This is a genomic window from Mesorhizobium sp. FG116, assembly GCF_057809835.1.
The window spans coordinates 50,732-74,409 of record NZ_JBMDKS010000017.1 but is presented as its reverse complement, the minus strand read 5'-3'; the positions used below and the strand labels follow the sequence as shown (position 1 = coordinate 74,409).

Annotated in this window: 23 protein-coding genes; 8 read left to right on the top strand and 15 right to left on the bottom strand. The window is 61.7% G+C overall.

Annotated features, from left to right (window positions below):
• Window positions 1-153: 153 nt before the first annotated feature.
• From ACODTY_RS14605 to ACODTY_RS14570, 8 genes are all read left to right on the top strand, one after another.
• Window positions 154-1,560, top strand: a complete 1,407-nt coding sequence (locus ACODTY_RS14605; RefSeq protein WP_488994974.1) for an aminotransferase-like domain-containing protein — start codon at window positions 154-156, stop codon at window positions 1,558-1,560.
• A 238-nt stretch (window positions 1,561-1,798) separates the two neighbouring features.
• The gene (locus ACODTY_RS14600) at window positions 1,799-3,328 is read left to right on the top strand and encodes an ABC transporter substrate-binding protein (RefSeq protein ID WP_488994973.1); all 1,530 of its coding nucleotides are present in this window, start codon (window positions 1,799-1,801) and stop codon (window positions 3,326-3,328) included.
• 77 nt (window positions 3,329-3,405) lie between these two features.
• Window positions 3,406-4,974 (top strand): amidohydrolase family protein, encoded by a 1,569-nt coding sequence (locus tag ACODTY_RS14595; protein ID WP_488994972.1) that lies wholly within the window; start codon window positions 3,406-3,408, stop codon window positions 4,972-4,974.
• A gap of 12 nt (window positions 4,975-4,986) precedes the next feature.
• Window positions 4,987-5,937 (top strand): ABC transporter permease, encoded by a 951-nt coding sequence (locus ACODTY_RS14590; RefSeq protein ID WP_488994971.1) that lies wholly within the window; start codon window positions 4,987-4,989, stop codon window positions 5,935-5,937.
• A 2-nt stretch (window positions 5,938-5,939) separates the two neighbouring features.
• Complete coding sequence (locus ACODTY_RS14585; protein ID WP_488994970.1) at window positions 5,940-6,776, top strand: ABC transporter permease; 837 nt, start codon at window positions 5,940-5,942, stop codon at window positions 6,774-6,776.
• A gap of 19 nt (window positions 6,777-6,795) precedes the next feature.
• The gene (locus ACODTY_RS14580) at window positions 6,796-7,770 is read left to right on the top strand and encodes an ABC transporter ATP-binding protein (protein WP_488994969.1); all 975 of its coding nucleotides are present in this window, start codon (window positions 6,796-6,798) and stop codon (window positions 7,768-7,770) included.
• Window positions 7,767-8,783, top strand: coding sequence for an ABC transporter ATP-binding protein (locus tag ACODTY_RS14575; protein ID WP_488994968.1), 1,017 nt, complete (start codon window positions 7,767-7,769; stop codon window positions 8,781-8,783). The genes ACODTY_RS14580 and ACODTY_RS14575 overlap by 4 nt, the downstream gene beginning before the upstream one ends.
• A 40-nt stretch (window positions 8,784-8,823) precedes the next feature.
• A complete protein-coding gene (locus tag ACODTY_RS14570) occupies window positions 8,824-9,573 on the top strand; it encodes an aspartate/glutamate racemase family protein (RefSeq protein WP_488994967.1) in 750 nt (249 codons plus the stop codon).
• Between the two features lie 13 nt (window positions 9,574-9,586).
• Here ACODTY_RS14570 and ACODTY_RS14565 read toward each other — a convergent pair whose 3' ends face one another.
• The 15 genes from ACODTY_RS14565 to urtB form a co-directional block, all read right to left on the bottom strand.
• Window positions 9,587-10,342 carry an aspartate/glutamate racemase family protein gene (locus ACODTY_RS14565; RefSeq protein WP_488994966.1) on the bottom strand — a complete coding sequence of 252 codons (756 nt, stop codon included), beginning with the start codon at window positions 10,340-10,342 and terminating at the stop codon, window positions 9,587-9,589.
• Between the two features lie 41 nt (window positions 10,343-10,383).
• Window positions 10,384-11,310 (bottom strand): polysaccharide deacetylase family protein, encoded by a 927-nt coding sequence (locus ACODTY_RS14560; protein ID WP_488994965.1) that lies wholly within the window; start codon window positions 11,308-11,310, stop codon window positions 10,384-10,386.
• A gap of 112 nt (window positions 11,311-11,422) precedes the next feature.
• Complete coding sequence (locus tag ACODTY_RS14555) at window positions 11,423-12,952, bottom strand: ABC transporter substrate-binding protein (RefSeq protein WP_488994964.1); 1,530 nt, start codon at window positions 12,950-12,952, stop codon at window positions 11,423-11,425.
• 324 nt (window positions 12,953-13,276) lie between these two features.
• Complete coding sequence (locus tag ACODTY_RS14550; RefSeq protein ID WP_488994963.1) at window positions 13,277-14,071, bottom strand: helix-turn-helix domain-containing protein; 795 nt, start codon at window positions 14,069-14,071, stop codon at window positions 13,277-13,279.
• Between the two features lie 238 nt (window positions 14,072-14,309).
• Window positions 14,310-14,912 (bottom strand): HupE/UreJ family protein, encoded by a 603-nt coding sequence (locus ACODTY_RS14545; protein WP_488994962.1) that lies wholly within the window; start codon window positions 14,910-14,912, stop codon window positions 14,310-14,312.
• A gap of 52 nt (window positions 14,913-14,964) precedes the next feature.
• The gene (locus ACODTY_RS14540) at window positions 14,965-15,840 is read right to left on the bottom strand and encodes an urease accessory protein UreD (RefSeq protein WP_488994961.1); all 876 of its coding nucleotides are present in this window, start codon (window positions 15,838-15,840) and stop codon (window positions 14,965-14,967) included.
• Complete coding sequence (gene ureG / locus ACODTY_RS14535; RefSeq protein WP_082549466.1) at window positions 15,837-16,484, bottom strand: urease accessory protein UreG; 648 nt, start codon at window positions 16,482-16,484, stop codon at window positions 15,837-15,839. Before ureG ends, ACODTY_RS14540 begins: the two co-directional genes overlap by 4 nt.
• 4 nt (window positions 16,485-16,488) lie before the next feature.
• Entirely contained in the window at window positions 16,489-18,201 is a 1,713-nt protein-coding gene (ureC, locus tag ACODTY_RS14530) for an urease subunit alpha (protein WP_488994960.1), read from the bottom strand.
• Between the two features lie 19 nt (window positions 18,202-18,220).
• A complete protein-coding gene (locus ACODTY_RS14525) occupies window positions 18,221-18,916 on the bottom strand; it encodes an urease subunit gamma (RefSeq protein WP_488994959.1) in 696 nt (231 codons plus the stop codon).
• 24 nt (window positions 18,917-18,940) lie between these two features.
• Window positions 18,941-19,627 (bottom strand): urease accessory protein UreF, encoded by a 687-nt coding sequence (locus tag ACODTY_RS14520; RefSeq protein ID WP_488994958.1) that lies wholly within the window; start codon window positions 19,625-19,627, stop codon window positions 18,941-18,943.
• Window positions 19,624-20,076, bottom strand: coding sequence for an urease accessory protein UreE (gene ureE / locus ACODTY_RS14515; protein WP_488994957.1), 453 nt, complete (start codon window positions 20,074-20,076; stop codon window positions 19,624-19,626). Before ureE ends, ACODTY_RS14520 begins: the two co-directional genes overlap by 4 nt.
• Window positions 20,077-20,115: 39 nt before the next feature.
• Window positions 20,116-20,811: an urea ABC transporter ATP-binding subunit UrtE gene (urtE, locus tag ACODTY_RS14510; protein WP_488994956.1), complete on the bottom strand. Its 696-nt coding sequence runs from the start codon at window positions 20,809-20,811 to the stop codon at window positions 20,116-20,118.
• Complete coding sequence (urtD, locus tag ACODTY_RS14505) at window positions 20,804-21,559, bottom strand: urea ABC transporter ATP-binding protein UrtD (RefSeq protein ID WP_488995014.1); 756 nt, start codon at window positions 21,557-21,559, stop codon at window positions 20,804-20,806. Before urtD ends, urtE begins: the two co-directional genes overlap by 8 nt.
• A 41-nt stretch (window positions 21,560-21,600) precedes the next feature.
• On the bottom strand, window positions 21,601-22,710 hold the full coding sequence (gene urtC, locus ACODTY_RS14500; RefSeq protein WP_488994955.1) for an urea ABC transporter permease subunit UrtC: 1,110 nt from the start codon (window positions 22,708-22,710) through the stop codon (window positions 21,601-21,603).
• A 44-nt stretch (window positions 22,711-22,754) separates the two neighbouring features.
• On the bottom strand, window positions 22,755-23,645 hold the full coding sequence (gene urtB / locus ACODTY_RS14495) for an urea ABC transporter permease subunit UrtB (RefSeq protein WP_488994954.1): 891 nt from the start codon (window positions 23,643-23,645) through the stop codon (window positions 22,755-22,757).
• Window positions 23,646-23,678: the final 33 nt, after the last annotated feature.

Sequence of the window (23,678 nt, the reverse complement as noted above, 5' to 3'; positions counted from 1 at the left end):
GCAAGAATGCAGTCATGAATTGAGTTAAATGCCGGGAAATTGCCTAATTCGGGTGGGTCATTTCCCTTTTTTCATTTGACAATTTGAATCTTATGATTGCACTTTTAATCATGTCAATTAATTCATTGACACGGTGTCAAAGTGGCGGGGAACATGTGGTCTCCAGAGATCAAGAGGGGCAACGGCCCCATATACCTAGCGATTTGCGAGGCACTTGAGCGGGACATCGCTGAAGGTCGGCTGAAGCCAAGCGACCGCTTGCCGGCGCAACGCGACCTTGCCTACAGGATCAACGTCACTGTCGGTACGGTGGCCAGGGCCTATACGGAAGCAGCCGAGCGCGGCCTTGTCGTCGGAGAGGTCGGGCGCGGCACCTTCATCAACGATTTCGGCAACGATCGCGACAACATCACCCGGCTGACGGTTCCCGACAAGCCGCAGCCGGAAGTGATCGACCTCGGGCTCAACCTGTCCGCAATAGGCGAGGCCGAGGAGATCCTGCGGGCGACGCTGAAGGAAATGACCCGTTCAAGTTCGCTGGATTCGCTGCTGACCTACCAGCCGAGCGCCGGCATGCTGTCGCACCGGGCGATCGCCGCGCAGTGGCTCAGCCGCATCGGGGTGCGCGCGCATCCCGACAATGTCATCATCTGCAATGGCGGCCAGCATGGATTGATGCTCGCCATGATGGCGCTTGCCGGCCACGGCGAGTCGATTGCCACCGAAGCGCTCACCTATCCGGGCGCGAGGGCGATCGCGCACCAGTTCGGCATCAATCTCAGCGCCCTGCCGATGGACAAGGAGGGCATCGATCCGACGACCCTGCGCGAAATGTGCGAAACGAGGAGGCCGAAGGCGCTTTACTGCATGCCCGTGCTGCAAAACCCAACGACGATCACCATGACCGAAGGGCGGATGCACGAGATCGCGGAGATCGTCGAGCACTATGGGCTCTACATCATTGAAGACGATGTGTACGGGTTCCTGGCAGAGCACAGGCCCCCGCCTTTCGCTGCGATCATTCCCGAACGGACGATCTATCTCACCAGCGCTTCAAAGAGCATGGCGCCCGGCCTGCGCATCGGTTTCCTGGCGGTGCCGCCAAAATTGAGCCGCTCGATCCAGGAAATCGTGACAATGAGCAACTGGATGTCGGCTCCCTTCATGGCCGCGGTCGCAACCAGCTGGATCGTCAACGACCATGCGGACAAGATGATTGCCTGGCATCGCCAGCAGGCGCGCGAGCGCCAGGATCTGGCGTCCCAAATCCTCGGCCCGCATTTCCATCGATCCTCCATCCCCTGCTACCATCTATGGCTGCAACTGCCTGAACCATGGCGCATGGATTCATTCTCCGCGTCGGCTTTGCGCGAAGGCGTGCGGGTGATCACGGCGGATGCGTTCTCCGTGAAGCGGGACCACGCGCCACACGCGGTCAGGCTCTGCCTCGGCGCTGCGCACTCGTTGCCCGACATCGCGGTGGGGCTGGACAGGCTGGTCGGGCTTCTGGGATCACGGCCCCGGCCACATATGGACCTGCAGTCCATCGGCTATATGTGATTGGAAAGTCTGGATATTCCGGTTCCCGGCATCCACGTCCGCCTTGCCTCTAAAGCGTCGGCCAAGCTCGGCACCCGTACGAAATTGCTTTGGTGTCAATGTATTCGTTGACACTAAGATAACTGCAAATACGATGCAGTTGTAGAGGTGCAATAAGTTCAAATAACTCAAGAATGCACCTCCCGAGCAGTCGGAAGCTCGCGCGCCCGGAGGGGGCTCGCACAATGGAGGAATTCTCATGAACTCGAAGTTCGGGGCGATCCCGCTTGTCTCGCGCAGACTGCTTCTTTCGGCAGCCGGCGCGCTCCTGACCGCAACCATGCTGGCCGCGCCAACACCGGTGCTGGCCGAAGCCCGTGACAGCGTCACCATCGGCGTGCGCGAAGACATTCCGGGTCTCGACCCGACAATCCGCCAGGGCACCATCATCAGCCTCGTTACGCTCGGCAACGTTTTCGAGGGACTGACGCGCTTCAACGAGGACGGATCGCTGTCGCCGGGCCTTGCGAAGAGCTGGGAAATCTCGCCCGACGGCAAGACCTACACCTTCAAGCTGGTCGAGGGCGCAAAGTTCTCCGACGGCAGCGACTTCGACGCCGCCGACGTCAAATGGACCTTCGAGCGCAATGGCGGCGCTGAAAGCACCAATCCGGAAAAGGCTTACTTCGCCTTGATGGAAAAGATCGAGACGCCGGACGCCAACACGGTGGTGCTGCATCTGTCTGAGCCGAATTCGCTGCTCTTGCAGAAGCTCGCCTGGGGTGTATCGGCCATCGTCGCGCAGGAAACAGCAGCGGACAATGCCGCCAATCCGGTCGGCACCGGTCCGTTCAAGCTCAAGACCTGGGATCGGGGTGCCGCTGTCACCTTGACGCGCAACGATCTTTACCGCGAACCTGAGCGGGTGAAGCTCAACACGGTCGTGTTCAAGCTGGTGGAGGATCCGTCGGCGCAGGTGGCCGCGGTGCAGGCTGGCGACGTCGATTTCTTCCCGCTGTTTTCCTCGCCCGAAAGCCTCGAGCAGTTCAAGTCCAATCCCGATCTCGTCGTGATGGATGGCGCTTCGGAATTCGAGGTCATCATGGGGTTGAACAGCCGCCGCAAGCCATTCGACAACGTGCTGGTTCGGCGCGCACTGGCCAAGGCAATCGACCGCCAGGCAGTGGTTGACGGTGCCGAATATGGCTACGGCAAGCCCATTGGCGCGCATTTTTCTACCAATCACCCGGCCTATGTCGATATGACAGCGGTGAACGCCTACGATCCTGAAGCTGCGAAAGCCTTGCTTGCCGAAGCAGGCTACCCGGAAGGGTTCGAGACCACGATCAAGGTTCCGCCGCAGGGGCCGTTCGTGCGCAGCGCCGAGATCGTAGCCGCCTATTTCGAGCAGGTCGGTGTCACGCTGAAGATCGAGAAGGTCCAGTGGCCGCAATGGCTGGAGCAAGTGTTCCAGAACCACAGCTATGACATCTCCATCGTCGACCATGTGTCGCCCATGGACTTCGATGTCTACGCAAACCCCAACTTCTTCTTCGGCTACGACAGCCCGGAATTCCAGGCGATCTGGCAGGAGATCAAGGCGGCGCCTACCGAAGAGCAGCAGACGGCCGCCTTCCACAAGATGCAAGACTTCCTGGCCAAGGATGTCCCTGCCCTCTTCCTCTACCAGGCGCGCAACATTTCCATCGCACGCAAGGGCCTTACGGGCCTGTGGAAGAGCATGCCAACCTTCAAGGCTGACATGACTGAAGTGTACTGGGCAGACTAAGATCATCGGCGGCGACCGCAGGAAAGCGTATCCTGCGGTCGCCTGTTTTTCAGACCGTGCATGGAGTGCCGCAGCTTATGACATCGAGCCTGATTTTTGGGAAATACGTCGTCTGTCGCGTCGAAGGGCGCGACGAGCCGGTTGTTGTGGCGGACGGCGCCATTTTCCAGCGCGACGGCAAGATCGTCGAAATCGGCAACAAGGCCGACCTGCTGGCCCGTCACCGGCCTGACGAAACTGTCGGCTCCGACCGGCACATCATCGTGCCGGGGTTCGTGAACGGGCACCATCATATGGGTGTCACGCCGACCCAGCACGGAGCGCCCGATGTCGCGCTCGAGCTGTGGATCGCCAAACTGATGGCCAAGCGCACCATCGATCCCTATCTCGACACGCTTTATTCGGCCTTCGAGATGATCGGTTCAGGCATCACCACCGTCCAGCACATCCAGTACGGCGTTCCCGGCCCGGTCGAGAACATTTACAATGTGGCCAACGAGGTGCTGCGCGCCTATCGCGACATCGGCATGCGCGCTTCCTATTCGTATGTCATCATGGATCAGAACCGGCTTCTCCATCAGGACGATGCCCTTTTCGCCGCCAGCCTGCCAAAGCCGTTGGGCGAGAAGCTGGTGCAATTCACGGCAGGCAACGCGATTTCGCTGGAAGACAACTTTACGCTCTTCAAGGCGCTCCACGAGAAGTACGCATCCAACGACAGGCTGAAGATCCAGCTTTCGCCGGCCAACCTGCATTGGATGAGTGACGAAGCGCTGGCGAGGACCAACGAGGTCTCCGAAGCCTACGACGTTCCGATGCACCTGCATCTGCTGGAGACGAGGTATCAACGCGAATATGCGTTTAAGCGCTCGGGCAGATCTGCCGTCGAGCATATCGAGGCGCTCGGGCTGCTCGGGCCACGCCTTACGCTCGGGCACGCCGTGTGGCTCAGCGAATCCGACATCGAGCGCGTTGCCGGCACAGGCTGCCGGATCTGCAACAATGTCAGTTCGAACCTGCGAATCCGTAGTGGCATCGCCCCCGTCAATCACTTCGCCCGGCACGGTATTCCGGTTTGCGTCGGCATCGACGAAGCCGGCATCAACGACGACCGCGACATGCTGCAGGAAATGCGCATGGTGTTGAACATCCACCGCACGCCCGGCATGGACGATGTGCCGCCAACCTCGGGCGAAGTCCTGCGCATGGCGACCGAACACGGTGCGGCAACCACGCCTTTCGGTGACCGGATCGGCACGCTTGAGCCCGGCAAGGCGGCAGACTGCGTGCTGCTCGACTGGGACAGCATCGCCTATCCATACCTTGATGACGAGGTGCCGCTGGTCGATGCGATCCTGAAGCGCGCGACGACGCGCTCCGTCGATACGGTCGTGGTCGCGGGCGAAGCGATCTGGCGAAATGGGCAATCCACCCGGCTCGACCGGACGGAAATCCTCAAGGAATTGGCGCAAAATGCGCGCCAGCCCCTCACCGCCGGCGAGCTCGAATTCAAGGACGTGGCACGCCAGGTGTTCGACCACGTCAAGGGTTTCTACAGCCGCTACGAGTGCAACGCGGCTGCCGAACCGTACCGCTATAACGACTTGCGCCCGCTCCCCGCTGCGCGCCGGTCCACGGGCACCTGAGAGGTAACGGAGATGATCGCATTCCTGCTACGCCGAATTGCGACTTTCCTGGCAACGCTGGCCATCGCTTCGGTGGTCATCTTTGCTGCGCTCGAACTGCTTCCGGGCGACCCGGCCCAGATCATGCTGGGCATCGATGCGCCTCCTGATGCGCTGGAGGCCCTGCAGAAGAAGCTCGGCGTCGATCGTCCGGTGGTAGAGCGCTACTTCACCTGGATCGGCGGACTCGTCGTCGGCGACATGGGCGAGAGCTTCACCTATGTCATGCCCGTCAGCGACCTGATCATGACCCGATTGGGGGTGACGCTGCCGCTGGCGCTGCTTGCCGCCTTGATCAGCGTGCTAATCGGCGTGCCGGTCGGCCTCTATGCAGCCGCCAACCACAAGACCCCGCGCGACTATGGCGTGATGATCTTCGGCCAGCTTGGCATCGCCATACCGAATTTCTGGTTCGCCATCCTGCTGGTGCTCGTCTTTTCGATCTATCTTGGCTGGTTCCCGGCAGGCGGCTTCCCCGGCTGGGACGCCGGCTTCTGGCCGGCAATCAAGGCGCTGATCCTGCCGGCATTCTCGCTGGCAATCGTCGAGGCAGCCATCTTCGCCCGCATCTCGCGCTCTGCCGTACTCGATGTGCTGCGTGAAGACTTCGTCAGGACGGCGCGCGCCAAGGGTCTCAGCCGCAAATCGACGCTGGTCAAGCACGTGCTGCGCAACGCGATGATCCCGATCATCACGATCTGCGGACTGGAACTCTCCAGCCTGCTCGTCGGCACCATCGTCATCGAGCAGGTGTTCAACATTCCCGGCCTTGGCCGTCTCGTTTTCCAGTCTCTCACCCAGCTCGACCTGATGGTGGTGAAAAACCTCATCATGCTGCTGGTGGCGCTGGTGGTCTTCATAAATCTGGTGGTCGACCTTCTCTATGCGGTCATCGACCCGCGTCTCAAGCATCAGGGGCACTGACGATGAGCACGTTTCTCAAGAACGCCCGCATGCACCGCAGCCTCATGATCGGCGGCGTGCTCACCTTGCTGTTGCTGTCGGTCGCCGTCCTCAGCCTGTTCTGGACACCCTGGTCGCCAACGGCCATCGACATCGCCAACAAACTGAAAGGCCCATCCGCCAAGCACTGGCTCGGCACCGACCATTTAGGGCGCGACGTGCTTTCCATGCTGATGAGCGGGTCGCAGATTTCCATCATTGTCGGCTTCCTCGCCGTCAGCGTCGGCTTGCTCGTCGGCGTGGCGCTGGGCGCGCTCGCCTCCACCTACCGCGGCTGGGTGGAAGAACTCATCATGCGCATGAGCGACTTTTCCATCGCCTTTCCGATCATCATCACCGCAGTGCTGCTGACGGCGATCCTCGGTCCCGGCACGGTCAACTCGATCCTGGCGATCGGCATCTTCAATATTCCGATCTTTGCCCGCATCACGCGCGGCGCGGCCAATGCCGCATGGGCGCGGGAATATGTCATGGCCGCGCAAACCTGCGGCAAGGGCCGGCTGCGCATCACCATCGAACATGTGCTGCCGAATATCAGCGGGGCTTTGATCGTGCAGGCCACGATCCTGTTTGCCGTCGCCATTCTTGCCGAAGCCGCCCTTTCCTTCCTCGGCCTTGGCACGCAACCGCCCGAACCAAGCTGGGGCAAGATGCTGAACAACGCCCAGACCTTCGTCGGCCTTGCGCCGCATCTGGCGATCTTCCCCGGCCTTGCCATCGCGCTGTCAGTGATGGGGCTGAACCTGATCGGCGACGGATTGCGCGACGTTCTCGACCCGAAACTTGCACGTGCACGATAGACGGCAAGGGAGAGCCACAATGCTTCAGGTCAAAAACCTCAACGTCACCCTTGCCGGCGCAACGCGCGACATTTCCATCGTCAAGGATGTCAGCTTCGAATTGGATGCCGGCCGTTCGCTGGGTGTCGTGGGCGAATCCGGCTCCGGAAAATCCATGACTGCGCTGGCGCTGATGGGTCTCTTGCCCGGCGCCATCCGCGCCAGCGGCTCGATCAATCTGGCCGGCCAGGAACTGCTCGCGCTTAGCGAACAGGAGATGTGCTCGGTTCGCGGCAACAAGGTCGCCATGATCTTCCAGGAGCCGATGACATCGCTCAACCCCGTCCAGACCATAGGACGGCAGGTTGCCGAGCCGTTGATCCTGCACAAGGGCATGACGCGTGCCGCAGCGCGGCAGGAAGCCATCCGCTTGCTCGACAGGGTCGGAATTCCGGATGCCGCACGTCGGCTCGACGTCTATCCGCACCAGCTATCGGGCGGGCAACGCCAGCGCGTCATGATTGCCATAGCGCTCTCCTGTTCACCGAAAGTGCTTGTCGCCGACGAGCCGACCACCGCGCTTGACGTGACGGTGCAGCGCCAGATCCTCGACCTTTTGCGCGAACTCGTCAGCGAAACCCGCATGGCGCTCATCATCATCTCCCACGACCTCGGCGTGATCGGCGAGATGGTGGATGAGATGCTGGTCATGTATGGCGGCAATGTCGTGGAACGCGGCCAGGCAGACAAGGTCTTCGCCCAGCCTGCACACCCTTATACCAGTCGGCTTCTCGAGGCGATTCCGCGGTTCGGCATGTCGCGGAGCGAAAGGCTGAAGACGATCCCCGGAACCATGCCTGAGATCGGCAGCGAGATGAAATCCTGCATCTTTGCCGGACGATGCGACCTGGTCTGCGCCGACTGCCTGCAGGCTCCGCCACCCTTCGTATCGGTTGACGACGCGCATGTTGCCGCCTGCATCAAGGCCGGGCGCGTCATGGAGACTGTGCAATGACCCAGCCCATCATCGAAATCCGTGACCTGGAGCGGCGTTTCCAGTTGCCTCGCGAATCCCTGTTTCGCCCCGCAAGCACCGTCTATGCATTGAACGGCATCAACCTGACGGTCGAACCCAGGCGCAGCTTCGGCATCGTCGGCGAATCCGGTTGCGGCAAGTCAACGCTCGCACGCATCATCATGGGACTGGACAAACCTTCGTCCGGAACCGTGAAGGTCAAGGGAAAGGACATAACCGCGATTTCGCCGGCAGAGTTGCGGGAGATGAGATCCGATTTCCAGATGGTGTTCCAGGATCCGTTCGGCTCGCTCAATCCGCGCCATCATGTCGAGCGCATCGTGGCCGAGCCTCTGTTTGCGGTCGGCGGCACCGAGAGCAAACAGGAGCGCAAGGAAAAGGTCGCAGAAGCTTTGACATCGGTTGGCTTGCGGCCGACGGACATGGAAAAGTACCCGCACGAGTTTTCCGGAGGCCAGCGCCAACGCGTAGCGATAGCGCGCGCACTGATCACGCGGCCTTCGCTGATCGTCGCGGACGAACCGGTATCCGCGCTGGACGTTTCGGTACAGGCCCAGGTGCTGAATCTGCTGCGCGATCTCGAGGATCAATTCGGCATCACCTTCGTCTTCATCAGCCATAACCTCGCCGTCGTCGATTATGCCTGCCAGGATGCCGCCGTCATCTATCTCGGGCGCATCGTGGAACAGGGGCCGACGTCGCAGTTGTTCAACAATCCCCTGCACCCGTACACGCAGTCGCTGGTCGATGCCGTTCCTCATGTCGGCGTGAAAAACCGTCGGGTTGCGCGACAGGCGCCCACGGCTCTCAAGACACAGACGGCAGCGCAGACCGGCTGCACCTTTGCCGGGCGTTGCAGCTTCGCCAAGGAGCGCTGTCGCGTCGAACAGCCGGCGCTGCGCGTTGTCGACGGCGGCCATTCGGTTGCCTGCCACTTCTTCGAGGCAACGAGAAGCGACCGGGCCTCGGCACAGACGGCGGTCGCGGTCTGAAATGAACCGGGCTTGCGACCACGGGAACGGGTGAAACGGAATGCGCATTCTTCTGATCAACGGAAACACCTCTCCGGCAACAACCGAGAAAGGCGCGGCCGAAGCAAGGCGGATTGCGGGCCCTGATGTCGAGATCGTCCCGGTTACCGCCGATTTCGGTGCCGGGCTGATCCTGACCCGCGCCGACAACGTGCTGGCAGCGCATGCGATGATGGTTGCCCTGGCAAAGCATCACAAAGGCTGCGACGCCGTCGTTATCGCTGTTTCGACCGACACAGGGCTCGGCGCATTGCGCGAAATTTCACCGGTCCCGGTTGTCGGCATGACAGAGGCCGCGCTACTGACAGCCTGCATGATGGGCGGCAAGTTCGGGATGATCGTCTTCGACCGGCGCGCGGAACCCGTGTTCCGCGAAGTGGTCGCTTCGCATGGCTTCACCGATCGCATGGCGGCACTCAAGGTCATCGACATGACCGTCGCCGATTTTGCCGACCCCGCCCGAATTGCCAACCTGACGGTTGCAGCTGCGAAATCGCTGGCATCGGAGCATGGCGCTGATTCCGTCATCGTCACCGGCGGAACGATGGCGGGCGTCGCGCACAAGCTTCAGGAGCAGATTCCGGTTCCGCTGATCGATGGCATTTCGTGCGCCGTGCTGCATGCCATCACTTTGGCCCGGCTGGCGTTCCCAAAATCCAGCATCGGCAGCTTCGTTGCGCAACCGATCGAGCGGCCGAAGGGTCTCGATCCCGAGCTGGTCGAGTTCATCGGCCGCGCGTCCAATCGATAATAGTGGACCGGCTTTATCGCTTGTCGCTGAACAACCCTGCCAGGACGGGGCTCACGCCAACCATTTCCTTTGCAGCAGGTGCCCTGTAGCTGCCCGCCCTCGCTTTCGAAGCGCCTATGCCATGCAGGGCTTCTGCCATGCGCACCGCACAGGTCACCCCATCAAGCAGCGGTGCATTGATGCGGTCGACAAGTTGACGGCTGAGCCCCGCAACGGCACCGCCGCCAAGGATGATCACTTCCGCGCCGTCCTGCTCGATAGCGGCATTGGAAAGGGCGGTCACCTCGTCGGCGAGGCTGCCGGGGTCCGAGCCTGCGTCAACGACGCGGCGCTCGATGGTGCGCACGCTGGCGAGCCGCGAACCGAGACCGTACTGCATGGCAAGCTCGCGCAGCGGCTGGGCCATGCGAGCGCCAAGCGTGACGATCGAAAATCGCCCGCCCAGCATGCAAGCGGTAAGCATCGACGCCTCGGCGATGCCGACGACCGGAAACGGCATCAGTTCCCTTGCCGCCGCGAGGCCAGGGTCGGAGAAGCAGGAGATCAGACCAGCGTCGATGCCCTCGGCATTTTCGGCGAAGGCCACCACCGTTGCGTGCGCAGCGATGGCAACTTCTGTTCGGCATTCGATGCCGCGCGCGCCAAAACCAACCGTCACGGCTTTGATTTCCGTATCCGGCGAAGCGGCGCGCCGGGCCTCCTCGGCAATGAGGTCGGTCATGAACTCCGAGGTATTGGACTGGACAACCAGTAGGCGCATGTTCGGCATTCTCTCTTCAGGCTGTTATGCGGTCATTCTGGAAAAAGGCATCAAGCCTTCGACAATTGAAGCCAATGGCGCGCAATCTGCTCGCGTGTCGCGAACCATACCTTGCCCTTTTCGGTCATGTGACGCAGCACGGCTTCCAGCCCATTTATGCGAGCAGGACGGCCGATGATGCGGGTGTGCAGGCCGATTGTCATCATCTTGGGCGAGGTCTCGCCCTCCTCCCACAGCCAGTCGAACCCGTCATTCACGTAGTCGGAAAAATCCTTGGCGCGCACGAATGGCGATTCCGGACGCTGGCAGCGCATGTCGTTGGTGTCGAGGCTGTAAGGCACGACAACATGGCGACGGTCGCCGACATTCAGGATACGCGGCAGGTCGTCGTCGTAAAGGTCGCTGTCATAGATAAAGCCGCCTTCCTCGATGAGCAGCCGGCGGGTCGCCAGCGTGTAGGGAGCGCGCGAATGCCAGCCGACTGGCCGCACGCCGGTCACGCGGCGAATGCTTTCCACCGACTGCTGAATCCAGCTCCGTTCCTCGTCCTCATTCTTTCCGGCGGGCGTGTCCCAGCGATAGCCGTGGCAACCGATCTCGAACCCGCGCTTGAGGCCGTCCTCTCCGACCCAGGGGGTCTTTTCCAGGGCCTGCCCACACAAATTGAGCGTGCAGGTTACGCCATACTTGTCGAGAACGCGCAGGACCCGCCAGTAGCCAGCGCGGGCACCGTAGGCGAAGTGGGATTCCATTGCAGGATCGGGAATGTCGAGCGGCTCCTGCGTCATGTCGTAGACACGCTCGTTTCGTGTATCGCCCTTGGAAATGGCGAATTCGGACCCCTCCTCGATGTTGAGAACCAGCGACACCGCGACACGCGCCCCGTTGGGCCATTTGGCATGCGGCGGATTGGGGCCGTAGCCGTAAAGGTCCTGATCGGCCATCGACGTATCGAGCGCCTTTGCTTCACTGTTCATTCCCGACTTTCCTTTGCTAAAAAGCTCAGGCAGCAGGGCCACCGGTGGCGCCCTGCTTGCCCTTTTCCAGCGGTATGCCCGCCTTATGCCATCACGTTGAAGGCGCTTTGCCTCAATTCTCCCAGTGCACGTCGGTCATGTTAGCCATGAAGACCGGCATGTTCTTCCACAGTCCATTCAGGCCCTTACGAGCAACCGAGATGTTGCGGGTCTGGTAGAGCGGAATAACCGGAACCTCCTCCGCGAAGAGTTTCTGGATCGCCTGAAGGCTCTGCGTTTCGGCGTCCGGGGTCGTCGCGGCCTTTACTGCCGTCAGGGCGTCCCGATAGTTCTGGCTGTCGTAGCCGTAGAAATAGTCCTTGTTGGCATGGACGTCGAAGTCCATCGGCGCATCGTGGTCCACGATCGACAGGTCGAAGCTGTGGTTGCGGAACACCTGCTCCAGCCATTGCGGCCATTGCAGCTTCTCAATGTTCAGCTTGACACCGACCTGCTCGAAATAGGCGGCGACGATTTCGGCGCTGCGCACGAACGGCCCCTGCGGCGGAACCTTGATGGTGACCTCGAACCCTTCCGGGTAGCCTGCTTCGGCAAGCAAGGCTTTCGCAGCTTCGGGATCGTAGGCGTTCACTTCAGTGGTGTCGATGTAGGCTGGATGGTTGGTCGAGAAATGCGAGCCAATCGGCTTGCCGTAGCCGAACTCGGCTCCATCCACCACGGCTTTGCGATCAATTGCCTTGGCCAGCGCCCGCCGAACCAGCACGTTGTCGAGCGGCTTGCGACGGTTGTTGATGCCGAGCAGAACTTCCGCCTCGGACGCCCCTTCCATCACGACGAGATCGGGATTGGACTTGAACTGCTCTAGGCTTTCGGGCGAGGAAAACAGCGGGAAGAAATCGACATCGCCAGCCTGCACCGCAGCCACCTGCGCCGACGGGTCTTCCACCAGCTTGAACACGACCGTGTTGAGCTTCACCCGCTCAGGCTCGCGGTAAAGATCGTTGCGCGTCAAGGTGACAGCGGCGCCCCGATCCCAGGTCTTGAGCTTGAACGGACCGGTGCCGACCGGATTGGCGGCATTGTCCGCTGCCGTCTCTTGCGCGACGATGGCCGACACGCCCCAGGCTAGCTTCTGCAGCAGCAGCGAATTCGGCTCCGACAGATGCAGCACCACCGTGTTCGCATCCGGCGTCTCGATCTTTTCCATCAAGGCGAAGTAGGCCTTTTCCGGATTGGTGCTGTCGGCACCGCCATTGCGCTCGAAGGTCCATTTGACGTCGGCGGCGTCGAAGTCGCTGCCGTCGGAGAACTTTGCGCCCTCGACCAGCTTGAAGGTGTAGGTCTTGCCGTCGGGCGAGATTTCCCAGCTCTTCGCAAGGCCCGGCGACAGCGACCCGTCTTCGTTGAAGCGCGTCAGACCCTCAAAGATGTTGCCTAGAGTGACCAAACCGATGATCGCGCCCTGGCGGATCGTCGGGTCGAGGCCCGGAATGTCTTCGCGCACGCCGATGGTGACGCTGTCGCGGGCCTCAGCCAGCACGGGCGTTGGCGCGGCCAGCATGGTTGCGGTCAGGAGCGCGCCGGCTGCCGAAAGAAGCAGCCTGCGCGAGACAAGCGGGATCGCCCCGAACTTCGAGTTCATGAGAATTCCTCCATTGTGCGAGCCCCCTCCGGGCGCGCGAGCTTCCGACTGCTCGGGAGGTGCATTCTTGAGTTATTTGAACTTATTGCACCTCTACAACTGCATCGTATTTGCAGTTATCTTAGTGTCAACGAATACATTGACACCAAAGCAATTTCGCAATTTCCCGGCGATGAAATCATGCGCGGACCATTCGGCTTGCGTATGAGCTCGGCGCGCCGACGGTTCCCGAACATCCCGGTTGCGTCTTTTGGCCGGCAGCTTCACCTTGGTCAACACTGCTGGTCGGCGACCGTGCCGGAACGGGTTGCCAGTTTGCCCCGCTCAGGGCCCTGGCCGGACGGGGCTATGCAAGCGATCGCCAGTCTTTGCGGCATCCTGCCCGACATTCGCTGCGGCCTTCGCCTTCGGCGCCTTCGACACCACATGGTTGCGCACGACCAGCAGTTTGACGGGAAACCGGGTACCCATCGCGATGCCGTGTGGGCCTGATGCCTCGAATGTCAGGCTGTCGCCTTGCGCCATGGCATATTTTTTCTTGGCGTGCGAATAGGTGACCTCGCCACTGAGGCAATAGACGAAGAAGGTGCCATGATCGTCGAACATTGGCCGCTTGTCTTCTTCTGAGGCAAGCTTGACGATGACGGCATCGAGCGCGAGCGGCGTTGAGGTGGATGTTTCGCGAACAAGCGAGGTGGAGACCCTCTCCCGCAAGCTTTCGTAGTGAGAGGAAACGAATACGGCCCGGCTGCGCTCGTTGTAGCCGCTGATCAGCCCGCTGACAGGGACGCCGAGGGCCGAGCCGATGGCTTGAAGCGTGCCGAGCGAGGGGGAAACCGTTCCGTTTTCAATGCGTGACAGCATGCCAAGCGAAATTCCAGCCGCCTTGGCCAGATCGAGACCATTCAAGTCATGCCGCCTGCGCCAATCGCGCACCGAACGTCCGATAGCGGTCTGAAGAAGTGCTTCACGGCTGAAACGCGGATCTGGAGCGGACGCCAGATCGCCTTCGGCAATTTCGGCCAGCGCGGTGTCCTCTTCGGTCGAGCAGAATTTAACCCGGTCGCTTTCGCGAGGCTGCCGGGCTTGTCTTATGAGTTCAACGTCGACATTTCCCATCTTTCACGTCTCCTGAGTGGCGCAAGGTGGGCTTGCTGTGCAGTTTTCGGTCGGCCTCCAATCCTCATTGATTGTTGCCTGCCGCCTTTCCGCTGTGACGCGCCAGATGTTGACGCGGCGTGCGATTGGCTGGCGGCTGAATGCTGCCCGGCATCATTGGCGGGAATTCCTACCGCACGTGGTGTGCGAGGAATTGGGCTGCGTTGCCTTCCGCGAGGCTACGCAGCCCGAAGACGGGTTAGATGACGCCTGTGACGACGGCCACGCCGGCAACTGCGGTGAGCGCCCCAGCGGCACGGATGAGGGTCTCGCCACGCGGTCCGGCACCACTCGCCGCCAGCAGCCCCAGCCCGAGGCCTGCGACATGTAGCATTGCGGTCGCGACAACGAAGCCCGCGCCATAGGCAAGGCCGGCAACGCTGTCCGGCATCTCCGCGCCATGGGCAAAGCCATGGAACAGGGCAAAGAAGCCGACCAGTCCCATCGCCGCAGCAACGACCGGCTTCAGGCCAAATGCCACCGCCGCGCCAAGCACCACGATCGAAAGGCCGATGCCGAGTTCGACAAACGGCAACTCAATGCCGGAAAAGCCGACCACGCCACCCACAGCCATGACGCCGACAAAGGCAGCCGGCACCAGCCACATGGCGCGGCCGCCCAATTGCGCGGCGAACAGGCCAACCATGACCATGGCGAGGATATGGTCGATGCCTCCAATCGGATGCATGAAGCCGTGGGCAAAGCCGCCCGTGTCACCGACGCCGACGTGGGCGCTGGCAACGGTGGAGCTTGCGGCGAGCACTGCCGCGGCAGCAAATGCGGTAAGCGAGGTTCTCTTCATTTCCGGTCTCCTTGCAATCGCGTTGATGTCGATGAACATGGCTGCGGCCTTCCTATTTTCTGCGCGGCTCAGGCAGCACGCCGAATGCCGCCTTCACCGAAAGGGAAAACAGGCGTTCGGCAAAACTGCGGGCAGCAATAGCGTCGGCAGAAAGGTAACGAATGCCCCATCCCGCCTTGTTGGGAAGTTCCGTGACGCCTGCAACGAGCGCCGCCATGGCGCAGACTTCGTCCAGAGCCTCGCGGCGCGGGAGCCGTTCCGGATCGCCAGCAATCATGTAGTTGGAAACGACGCGCCACGAGCCGACCGGCGATGCCGATGTGGCAAGTGCCGCGCCGGTTATAGTGAAGCTGTCGCGGACGAGAAGCTTGCCGGACTGGTCGCGCAGCAGGACATCGCTATCGAGCCGGTCGAACAGGCGCTGCTGCCCGACAGGATCGTGACACGCAAAGGCATCGGCCAGCAGCAGCACTGAGCCCGGCGCTAGCCTGGCCTCGATCGACGAGGCGCAGGACGCCCCCGGAAACAGCACGAGCGGGTCGGGCGTCAACGCCAGGAATGCGCCTTCTTCCAAGCTGATATCGGTGGACAAGCGCGCCGGCTCGTCATGGCAATGGTGGACGACGGTGGCGGCCTGCGTCGTCACGTGGGCTGCGCTGTGTTCAGCAAGCTCGAAGCGGCTGGTCAGTTGCTCGGCCCGGTAGAGGCCGCCCGACGAGGACTGCTGGTAAACCGTTGTCAGCGACGGAATTGCCGGGTCGAATGCGAATGGCCGCGTCAGGTGGAAGGGGTATGAGATGAACTGACGTCCGATGCGCGTCTGTTCGCCGTGACGCTGCAATGAAAGTTCGAAACGGCCAGCCCTACCGCCCGAAACCGCCGGGTGCAGCGTCGAGGTCGTGTGCAACTGAGGCCAATGACTGGTCATCTGAACAGCACGCTCGCGAGTATCTGGTCGACGATGGCGTCAATGCCCTGGCCCGCCCGACAGTTGGTCAGCACCATCGGCCGCCCTGCCCGCGCCTTGGCGGCATCGCGCTCCATCTGTTCAAGATCGACGCCGACATGCGGTGCAAGATCGGTCTTGTTGACCACCAGCAGATCGCACTTGAGCACGCCCGGCCCGTTCTTGCGTGGAATGTCGTCGCCGCCGGCAACATCGATGACGAACATCCACCAATCGACCAGATCCAGCGAGAAGGTCGAGGCAAGGTTGTCGCCGCCGCTTTCGATGAGGATCAGCTCGACATCGGGAAACCGCGCCTCAAGCTCGTCGGCTGCGGCGATGTTGAGGGTCGGGTCTTCGCGGATGACGGTGTGGGGGCAAGCGCCCGCCTCCACAGCCGAGACGCGCGCCGGATCGATCAGGCCGGAACGGCGGATGCGCTCGGCATCCTCCGCTGTGACAAGGTCGTTGGTGACGATGGCCAACGAGACTCCACGCTTGGCGAAGGCCGGTATCAGCCGCTCGATCAGGGCCGTCTTGCCCGAGCCGACCGGACCGCCGATGCCGACACGTGCGGCTCCGACGCGCGACGAGGAGGAAACAGAAACATCCGGTTGCATGTTCATCACATCACCTCAGCATGTAGCGCTGCGCCAGCGGCAGTTCGGTCGCGGGTTCGCAGGTGGCGAGCTTGCCATCCACGAACACGTCGAAGGTCTGCGGATCGACGCGAATATCCGGACAGATGTTGTTGTGCAGCATGTCGTCCTTCGACAGGCCGCGCGAACCGCGAGACGGCAGCAGCGCCTTCTTCAGGTCGAGTTCCTGGCCGATACCGCGCGAAATCGCAGCCGGATTGACGAAGCAGGCCGAAAGCGCCTGCTTGGCGCGGCCGAACGCGCCCCATTGCGGGCGAAGCTGCAGCGGCTCGCAGGTCATCAGCGAGGCGGCGCTGTCGCCCATCGCACCCCAGGCGATGAAGCCGCCCTTGATGACCAGCTCCGGCTTGATGCCGAAAAAGGCCGGACGCCAGATGACGATATCGGCCATCTTGCCGTCTTCGAGCGAACCGATGTGGTCGGCGATGCCGAAGGTGCGCGCGGCGTTGATGGTGTATTTGGCAACGTAGCGCTTGATACGCTCGTTGTCGCCGAACTTGGTCGACTCTTCGGGCAAGCGGCCACGCTGCTTCTTCATCTTGTCGGCAAGCTGCCAAGTGCGGCAGATCACCTCGTTGATGCGTCCCATGCCTTGGCTGTCCGAACCCAGCATCGAGATTGCGCCAATGTCGTGCAGGACATCCTCGGCTGCGATGGTCTGGGCGCGAATGCGGCTTTCGGCGAAGGCCACGTCTTCCGGGATGGCCGGATTGAGATGGTGGCACACCATCGTCATGTCGAGGTGTTCGTCGAAGGTGTTGACCGTATAGGGGTTGGTCGGATTGGTCGAAGACGGCAGGCACCACGGCACGCCGGCAACGCGGATGATGTCTGGCGCGTGGCCGCCGCCGGCACCTTCGGTGTGGTACATGTGGATGGTGCGGCCCTTGATGGCGGCCAGTGTGTCCTCGAGGAAGCCGGATTCGTTCAGCGTATCGGTGTGGATCTGGACGGGGAAATCCATCCGGTCCGCCACCGTGAGACAGGTGTCGATCGAGGCTGGCATGGTGCCCCAGTCCTCGTGGAGCTTCAGGCCCAGGCAGCCCGTTTCCAGTTGCTCGACCAGCGAGGCGGGCTTGTGGGAGTTACCACGTCCCAGGAAGCCGAAATTGATCGGCCACTGCTCGGCCGATTGCAGCATCTTGCCGACATTGAACGGGCCGCCGCAGTCGATGCCGACAGTGATCGGTCCGAGCGAACCGCCAAGCATCGTGGTGATGCCGGAAGAGATTGCGTGTTCGCACAGTTGCGCGCTGTCGAAGTGGACGTGGACGTCGAGCGCACCGGCGGTTGCGATCAGGCCTTCGCAGTCGCGCACGGTCGTCGCGGCCGACACGATCAGCCGCGGATCGACACCATCCATGACGTCCGGATTGCCTGCCTTGCCGATGCCGACGATCTTGCCGTCCTTGATGCCCAGATCACCCTTTACGATACCGACCACGGCATCGATGACGGTGACGTTGCACAAAAGGAAGTCGAGCGCGCCTTCGGTGCTGGTGATGCCGGCAGCGAGGCCCGCGCCGTCGCGCAGCGTCTTGCCGCCGCCATGCAGGCACTCATCGCCGTAAACGGCGTAGTCCTTTTCGATAACCGCAACCAGTTCAGTGTCGCCCAGCCGCACCCCGTCCCCGGTCGTGGGGCCGTACATTGCGGCATAGTCGCGACGTGACAATATCGCCATGATCGATCTCCCCTCTCGGTTACGCGCCGCGGAAGCCGGCGGCCTTGGCGCGCTCCAGCGCGGCCTTCTTTACTTTCGCATCCTTGGCCGAACCGCCGGTCAGCCCATTCAGGCCGCCCATCACCTGGCGGCCGCCAAAGGTGGTCAGCGTGACTTCCTTCTCCTGACCCGGCTCAAGACGCACGGCCGTGCCGGCCGGAATATCGAGCCGCATGCCGAAGGCTGCCTCGCGGTCGAATTCCAGCGCCTTGTTGGCTTCGAAGAAATGATAATGCGAACCGATCTGCACCGGGCGATCGCCGGTGTTGACCACCCTGATGGTGACTTTCGGCCGCCCGGCGTTGAGCTCGATCTCGCCTTCGGCGGCAATGATGCGGCCGGGTTCGAGTGCATCGACCTCGGCTCCCGGAGCGGGTCTCAACGGCTCATGGACGGTGACCAGCTTGGTGCCGTCCGGGAAGGTAGCTTCTACCTGCAGGACCGGCAGCATCGCGGCCACGCCCGGCATGACATCGCTTTGCGTGAGGATCTGCGAGCCGAAGGACATCATCTCGGCAACCGAGCGTCCATCACGCGCGCCTTCGAGGATGGCGTCCGAGATGATGGCGACCGCTTCGGGATAGTTGAGTTTCAACCCCCTCCCTTGGCGTTTGCGGGCCAGCTCGGCGGCCGTGAAGATCGTCAGTCTCTCAAGCTCGGTCGGTGTCAGAAGCATGGGTCCACGTCCTCGTCTACATGCTCAGTTCGAAAACAGTCGCTGGCCGCTCGCGCCGTGCAGGGCAACCGCGATTTCGGCCAGTGGGGTGAATGAACGAATGGGTTCGTCATCGGCGATCGGGGCCGGCGAGACCTCGGAAATAATGGCCAGCGCTTTTCCCAACAGGGCCTGGGACTGGATCGCGCCGACGAGCCCGAGCCGCACGGCCGCCGTCGCCAGCGATGCCGCTGCCTGATAGCCGCCCATCGCGATGGCTGTCTGTTCGTCGAGCCCCAATTGCCGCCACAATAGGCCTTGCACAACGGCAAGATGGCCAAGCGCCTTGCCTTCCGCGATCAAGGCTCGATAGGCGCTGGCACCCGTCGTGCCGATGCGGCTGTGGGTCGTCAAAAGGGCCACGCCATTGCGACGCGATCCGGCACGCAGGCCCTCCACAAAGGTCGATGCCTCGACCTCGAAATCGAGTTCCGCAAGTTTCTCAGCATCACCGGCTAGCCGGTGCGCACGCGCCAGCGCCACGCGGTCGGCGACAGCCCAACGGTGGCGAAGCTGCGTTTCCAGGAAGTCCTCGAAATTGCACGGCCCCAGCCGGGCAGATAGCTGCGATGACGCTTCCAGCCCTTGCGAGAAAGCAAAGCCGCCAGAGGGAAACTGGCTGTCGGCATGCTGCAAGGCAACAAGTAGCGTGCTGTCGATGCCGATGCTCATTCATCCTCCTCCGACAACGTCACCCTGTTTGCACTGATCATCGGCTCGATGCGCGCCGCGTAAGTGGCCGCAGGACCGTCCAGCGCAATCAGGAGATCGGTGCCGTCGAAGCGCACCCGCCAGTGCAGGTTGCCGGCGTGGTAGCCCAGTTCCAGCGCATCGCTCGATGTGGCAGGTTTTACGCGCAACCAGCGCTGCACCCCTGCCCGCACGATCACCGCGCGGTGATCGTCCAGCAGCAGCACCGCGCCGTCGTAGAGTTTCTGGTCACGCGGCAACGCAATCGCCACCTCCTCGCCGCCGTCGGTGCGCGCCAAAAGGCGTCGACGGTCGAGGTCGACCGGCGCAATGCCGACGAACTCCACCGTCCCGTGATGCTCAAGATGGTGAATAGCATGATGCAAAGCCGCATCCGCGCGGCTACCCAACACACTTTCAACTCGAAGCATTGCGCTGTCCTTTCAATAAAAATGTCCAAGCCACCATCATCAAAGGCTCATATGCTTGCGGATCAGGTCGTTGCTGAGGTCGGCCGTGTCGCCAGCGGCGGCGATGCGGCCCTTTTCAAGAATGGCAAAGCGATGCGCGGCGGTTCTTGCAAAGCGGATTTTCTGCTCGACAAGGATGATGGTCAATCCGTGGTCGCGGTTGAGCGAGATGATCGCCTTCTCGATATCTTCGACGATATTGGGCTGGATGCCTTCGGTCGGCTCGTCAAGCACGAGGATGCTGGGGTCCGTCGCCAGCGCGCGGGCAATCGCCAATTGCTGCTGCTGGCCGCCGGAAAGGTTCGTGCCGCGCCGGTTAAGATGCTCCTTGAGGAAGGGAAACAGCGTCCAAACCAGATCGGGCACCGATGCCTGACCGTCCTTCCGTGCGTTGCAGCCGAGCAGGATATTGTCGAGCACACTGAGACCGGGAACGATCTCACGCCCCTGCGGCACGTAGCCGATGCCCTTCCTGGCGCGCTCATAAGTAAGGTCGCGACTGATCTCGTCGCCCTCGAACTTGATGCTGCCCGTGGTGCGCACGTCGATGCCAAGCAGGCTGCGCAACAGCGTGGTCTTGCCCACCCCGTTTCGCCCGAGAAGACAGAAGGTTTCGCCCTTGCGGACCTCCATGTCGAGGCCGTGGATGATGTGGCTGGTTCCGTAGAACACGTTGAGGTTCGAGAATTTAAGCATGGCTGAGCGTCGCCGATCCGAGATATGCTTCGATGACTGCAGGATTGTGCTCGATTTCTTCCGCCGTTCCTTCGGCCAGAACCGCGCCCTGATGCATCACGGTAATCGTCCGGCAGATCTGGCGCACGAACGCCATGTCGTGCTCGATCACCAGCACGGTGTGGTCGCCGGCGAGATCGAGCAACAGGCCGGCTGTCTTGTCCGTTTCGGCAGCCGTCATGCCGGCGGCCGGCTCGTCCAGCAGGATGATCTTGGGTTCCTGGCTCAGCACCATGGCAAGCTCGAGCCATTGCAACTGGCCGTGCGAAAGCTCGGAAGCCCGCCGGTTCAGCGAGTCCTGCAATCCGGTGCGCTCGGCCACCGCCGCCTCGCGCTCATTGGCCTTGCCGGCGATGCGCTCGAACAGGTTTTCGAACACGCGAACGCGCCGATTGCTTGCCACCTGCAGGTTTTCGAGAACGGTCATGTCCTTGAACACGGTCGGCGTCTGGAACTTGCGGCCGATGCCGCTGCGGGCAATAGCTGCTTCGCCAATGCCGGCAATGTTCTTGTCACGCAGCCAGATTTCGCCTTCCGACGGCAGGGTCTTGCCGCAAAGGAGGTCGAGCAGCGTCGACTTCCCCGCACCGTTGGCGCCAATCACGACGCGCAGTTCGCCATCGGCAATGTCGAGATTGACGTCGCGAACCGCCGGGAACTCGTCGAAACGCACCGTCAGGTTGCGGGTCCGAAGAATCGGCGATGCCACCGGCTCGAACGCCTGTTTGCCATCAATTGCAGTCATCAGCATTAGCTTCCCTCAGCAGTTGCGGGGACGGCGCGGCCATCGTTTGCAGAGGCCGAACGACGATCGAAGAAGTCCTTGAACAGGCCAGCGATACCATTCGGCATGACCAGCACGACGAAGACGAAAAGCCCACCGAGAATGATCGGCCAGACCGGCTGGAAGGTCGCGCTTTCGCTGGCCAGCGAGCCGATGAAGTTGACGATGAGCGCGCCGATGCAAGCGCCGAGAAGCGATGCCCGCCCGCCGGTCGCAGCCCAGATCACCATCGAGATACTGAAGGACGTGGCCATCAGCGAGGGTGCGGCAAACTCGGACGTCACCGTAAACAGCATGCCGGCGAGACCTGCCACGCCAGCCGAGACGCAGAAGATGAAGAGCTTGTAGTTCTCAACGTCGTAGCCAAGGTAGCGAGCCCGCGCCTCGTCTTCGCGAATGGCCTTCAGCACCTGCCCGACCCGCCCGGATAGCAGGTAACGCGCCAGGAGCGTGACCGCGAGCAAGGTGAACGTCACCAGATAGTAGACGCTCGGTCCGTACGGATCGAACTCGAAGCCTGCGATTTCAAGCGCCGCCAGGCTGGCGAGACCATTGAAGCCGCCGGTCAAAGGCTGGTTGTTGATGATGAGCAACTGGCCGATGAGCGCAAAGGCCAGCGTGATGATCGAGACATAGACGCCGGTGGTGCGCCGCTTGAACATGACATAGCCAATGAGCGCCGCCAGAACGCAGGGAACGACAATGCCTGCAAGGAGGCCGACCGTGACCCATCGAAACGGTATCCAGAGGAACGAGCCGGTGGTCACGCAGCAAAGGTCGCGGACCGCGTCGGGCTCCATGTTGAGCAGCATGAGTTCAGGCACCGGATTGTTGCCCGGATCGGCCAGCGTCAATGACATGGCCAGCATGTATGCGCCCATGCCGAAGAACAGCCCCTGTCCCAGGCTGAGGATGCCGGCATAGCCCCATGACATCGCAATGCCGAGCGCGCAGATGGAGTAGACCAGATAGGTGGCCATCCGGTTGGTCCAGAAACTGTTCAGGAAAAAAGGCAGCACCATAAGCAGCGCAAAGAAGGCCACATACGCTACCAGAGAGGCTGATCTGTAAGTCATACGTTCTTCCACCATTCTCGTGGTTGACCGGCCGCCGACTATCGTCAGCGGCTTTTGGTCACGAAGAGGCCTTGCGGCTTGAACAGAAGGATCAGGATGACGACCGTGAAGAGCACCGTGCGCCCGTAAACGTCGTTGAGCCAGGTTGCGACGAAGCTCTGCACTTCGCCAAGGATGCCCGCTGACAAGAGCGTTCCCATGAGATGGCCAACGCCGCCGGCGACGACCACCAGGAAGGCGTCGACGACATAAGGCGTGCCCATGTCAGGCGAAACGGTCTTGAACCCCGACACCAGAACACCTGCGATGCCGGCCAATCCCGAACCGTAGGCAAACGCCAGCGTGTTGACACGCTTGTCGTTGATGCCACAGGCGGCAGCCGTGTTTCTGGCAACCGATACGGCCCGCAACTGGCTTCCGAACCGGGTCTTGAAGATCAGCCACCAGCTGATGGCGCCCAGCAACAAGGCCATCACGAAGATGAAGGCTCGATAGACCGGGATGTTGGCGCCAAGGAACTGGAAAGCCTGCTGCAACTCGGAAGGCACCGGAACATTCTGCAGGTCGGACCCTAGTCCGTCGATGTGGATGCCGAACAGCGCAAGGCCGAAGTGGATGCGAATGAGCTGCTGCAGGATGAGCGCAATGCCCCAGGTCGCAAGCAAGGTGTCGAGAAGCCGCCCGTAGAGACGACGCACGACCGTGCGTTCAATCACATAGCCGAATGCAGCCGTAACCAGGAAAGCGAGCGGTATGCAAAGGTAGAGATTGAAGCCGAGATGCTTGGTTGCGAGCACCGTGGTGTACGCACCGATCATCACCATCTCGCCATGGGCAAGATTGATGACCTTCATTGTCCCGTAGATGATGGCCAAGCCGAGGGCCACCATGAACAGGATGGAGCCTATGCTCAGGCCGATTACAAACGTTTCCATGCTTCTGCCCGACTGTTGCGAAATTGCGGCCGG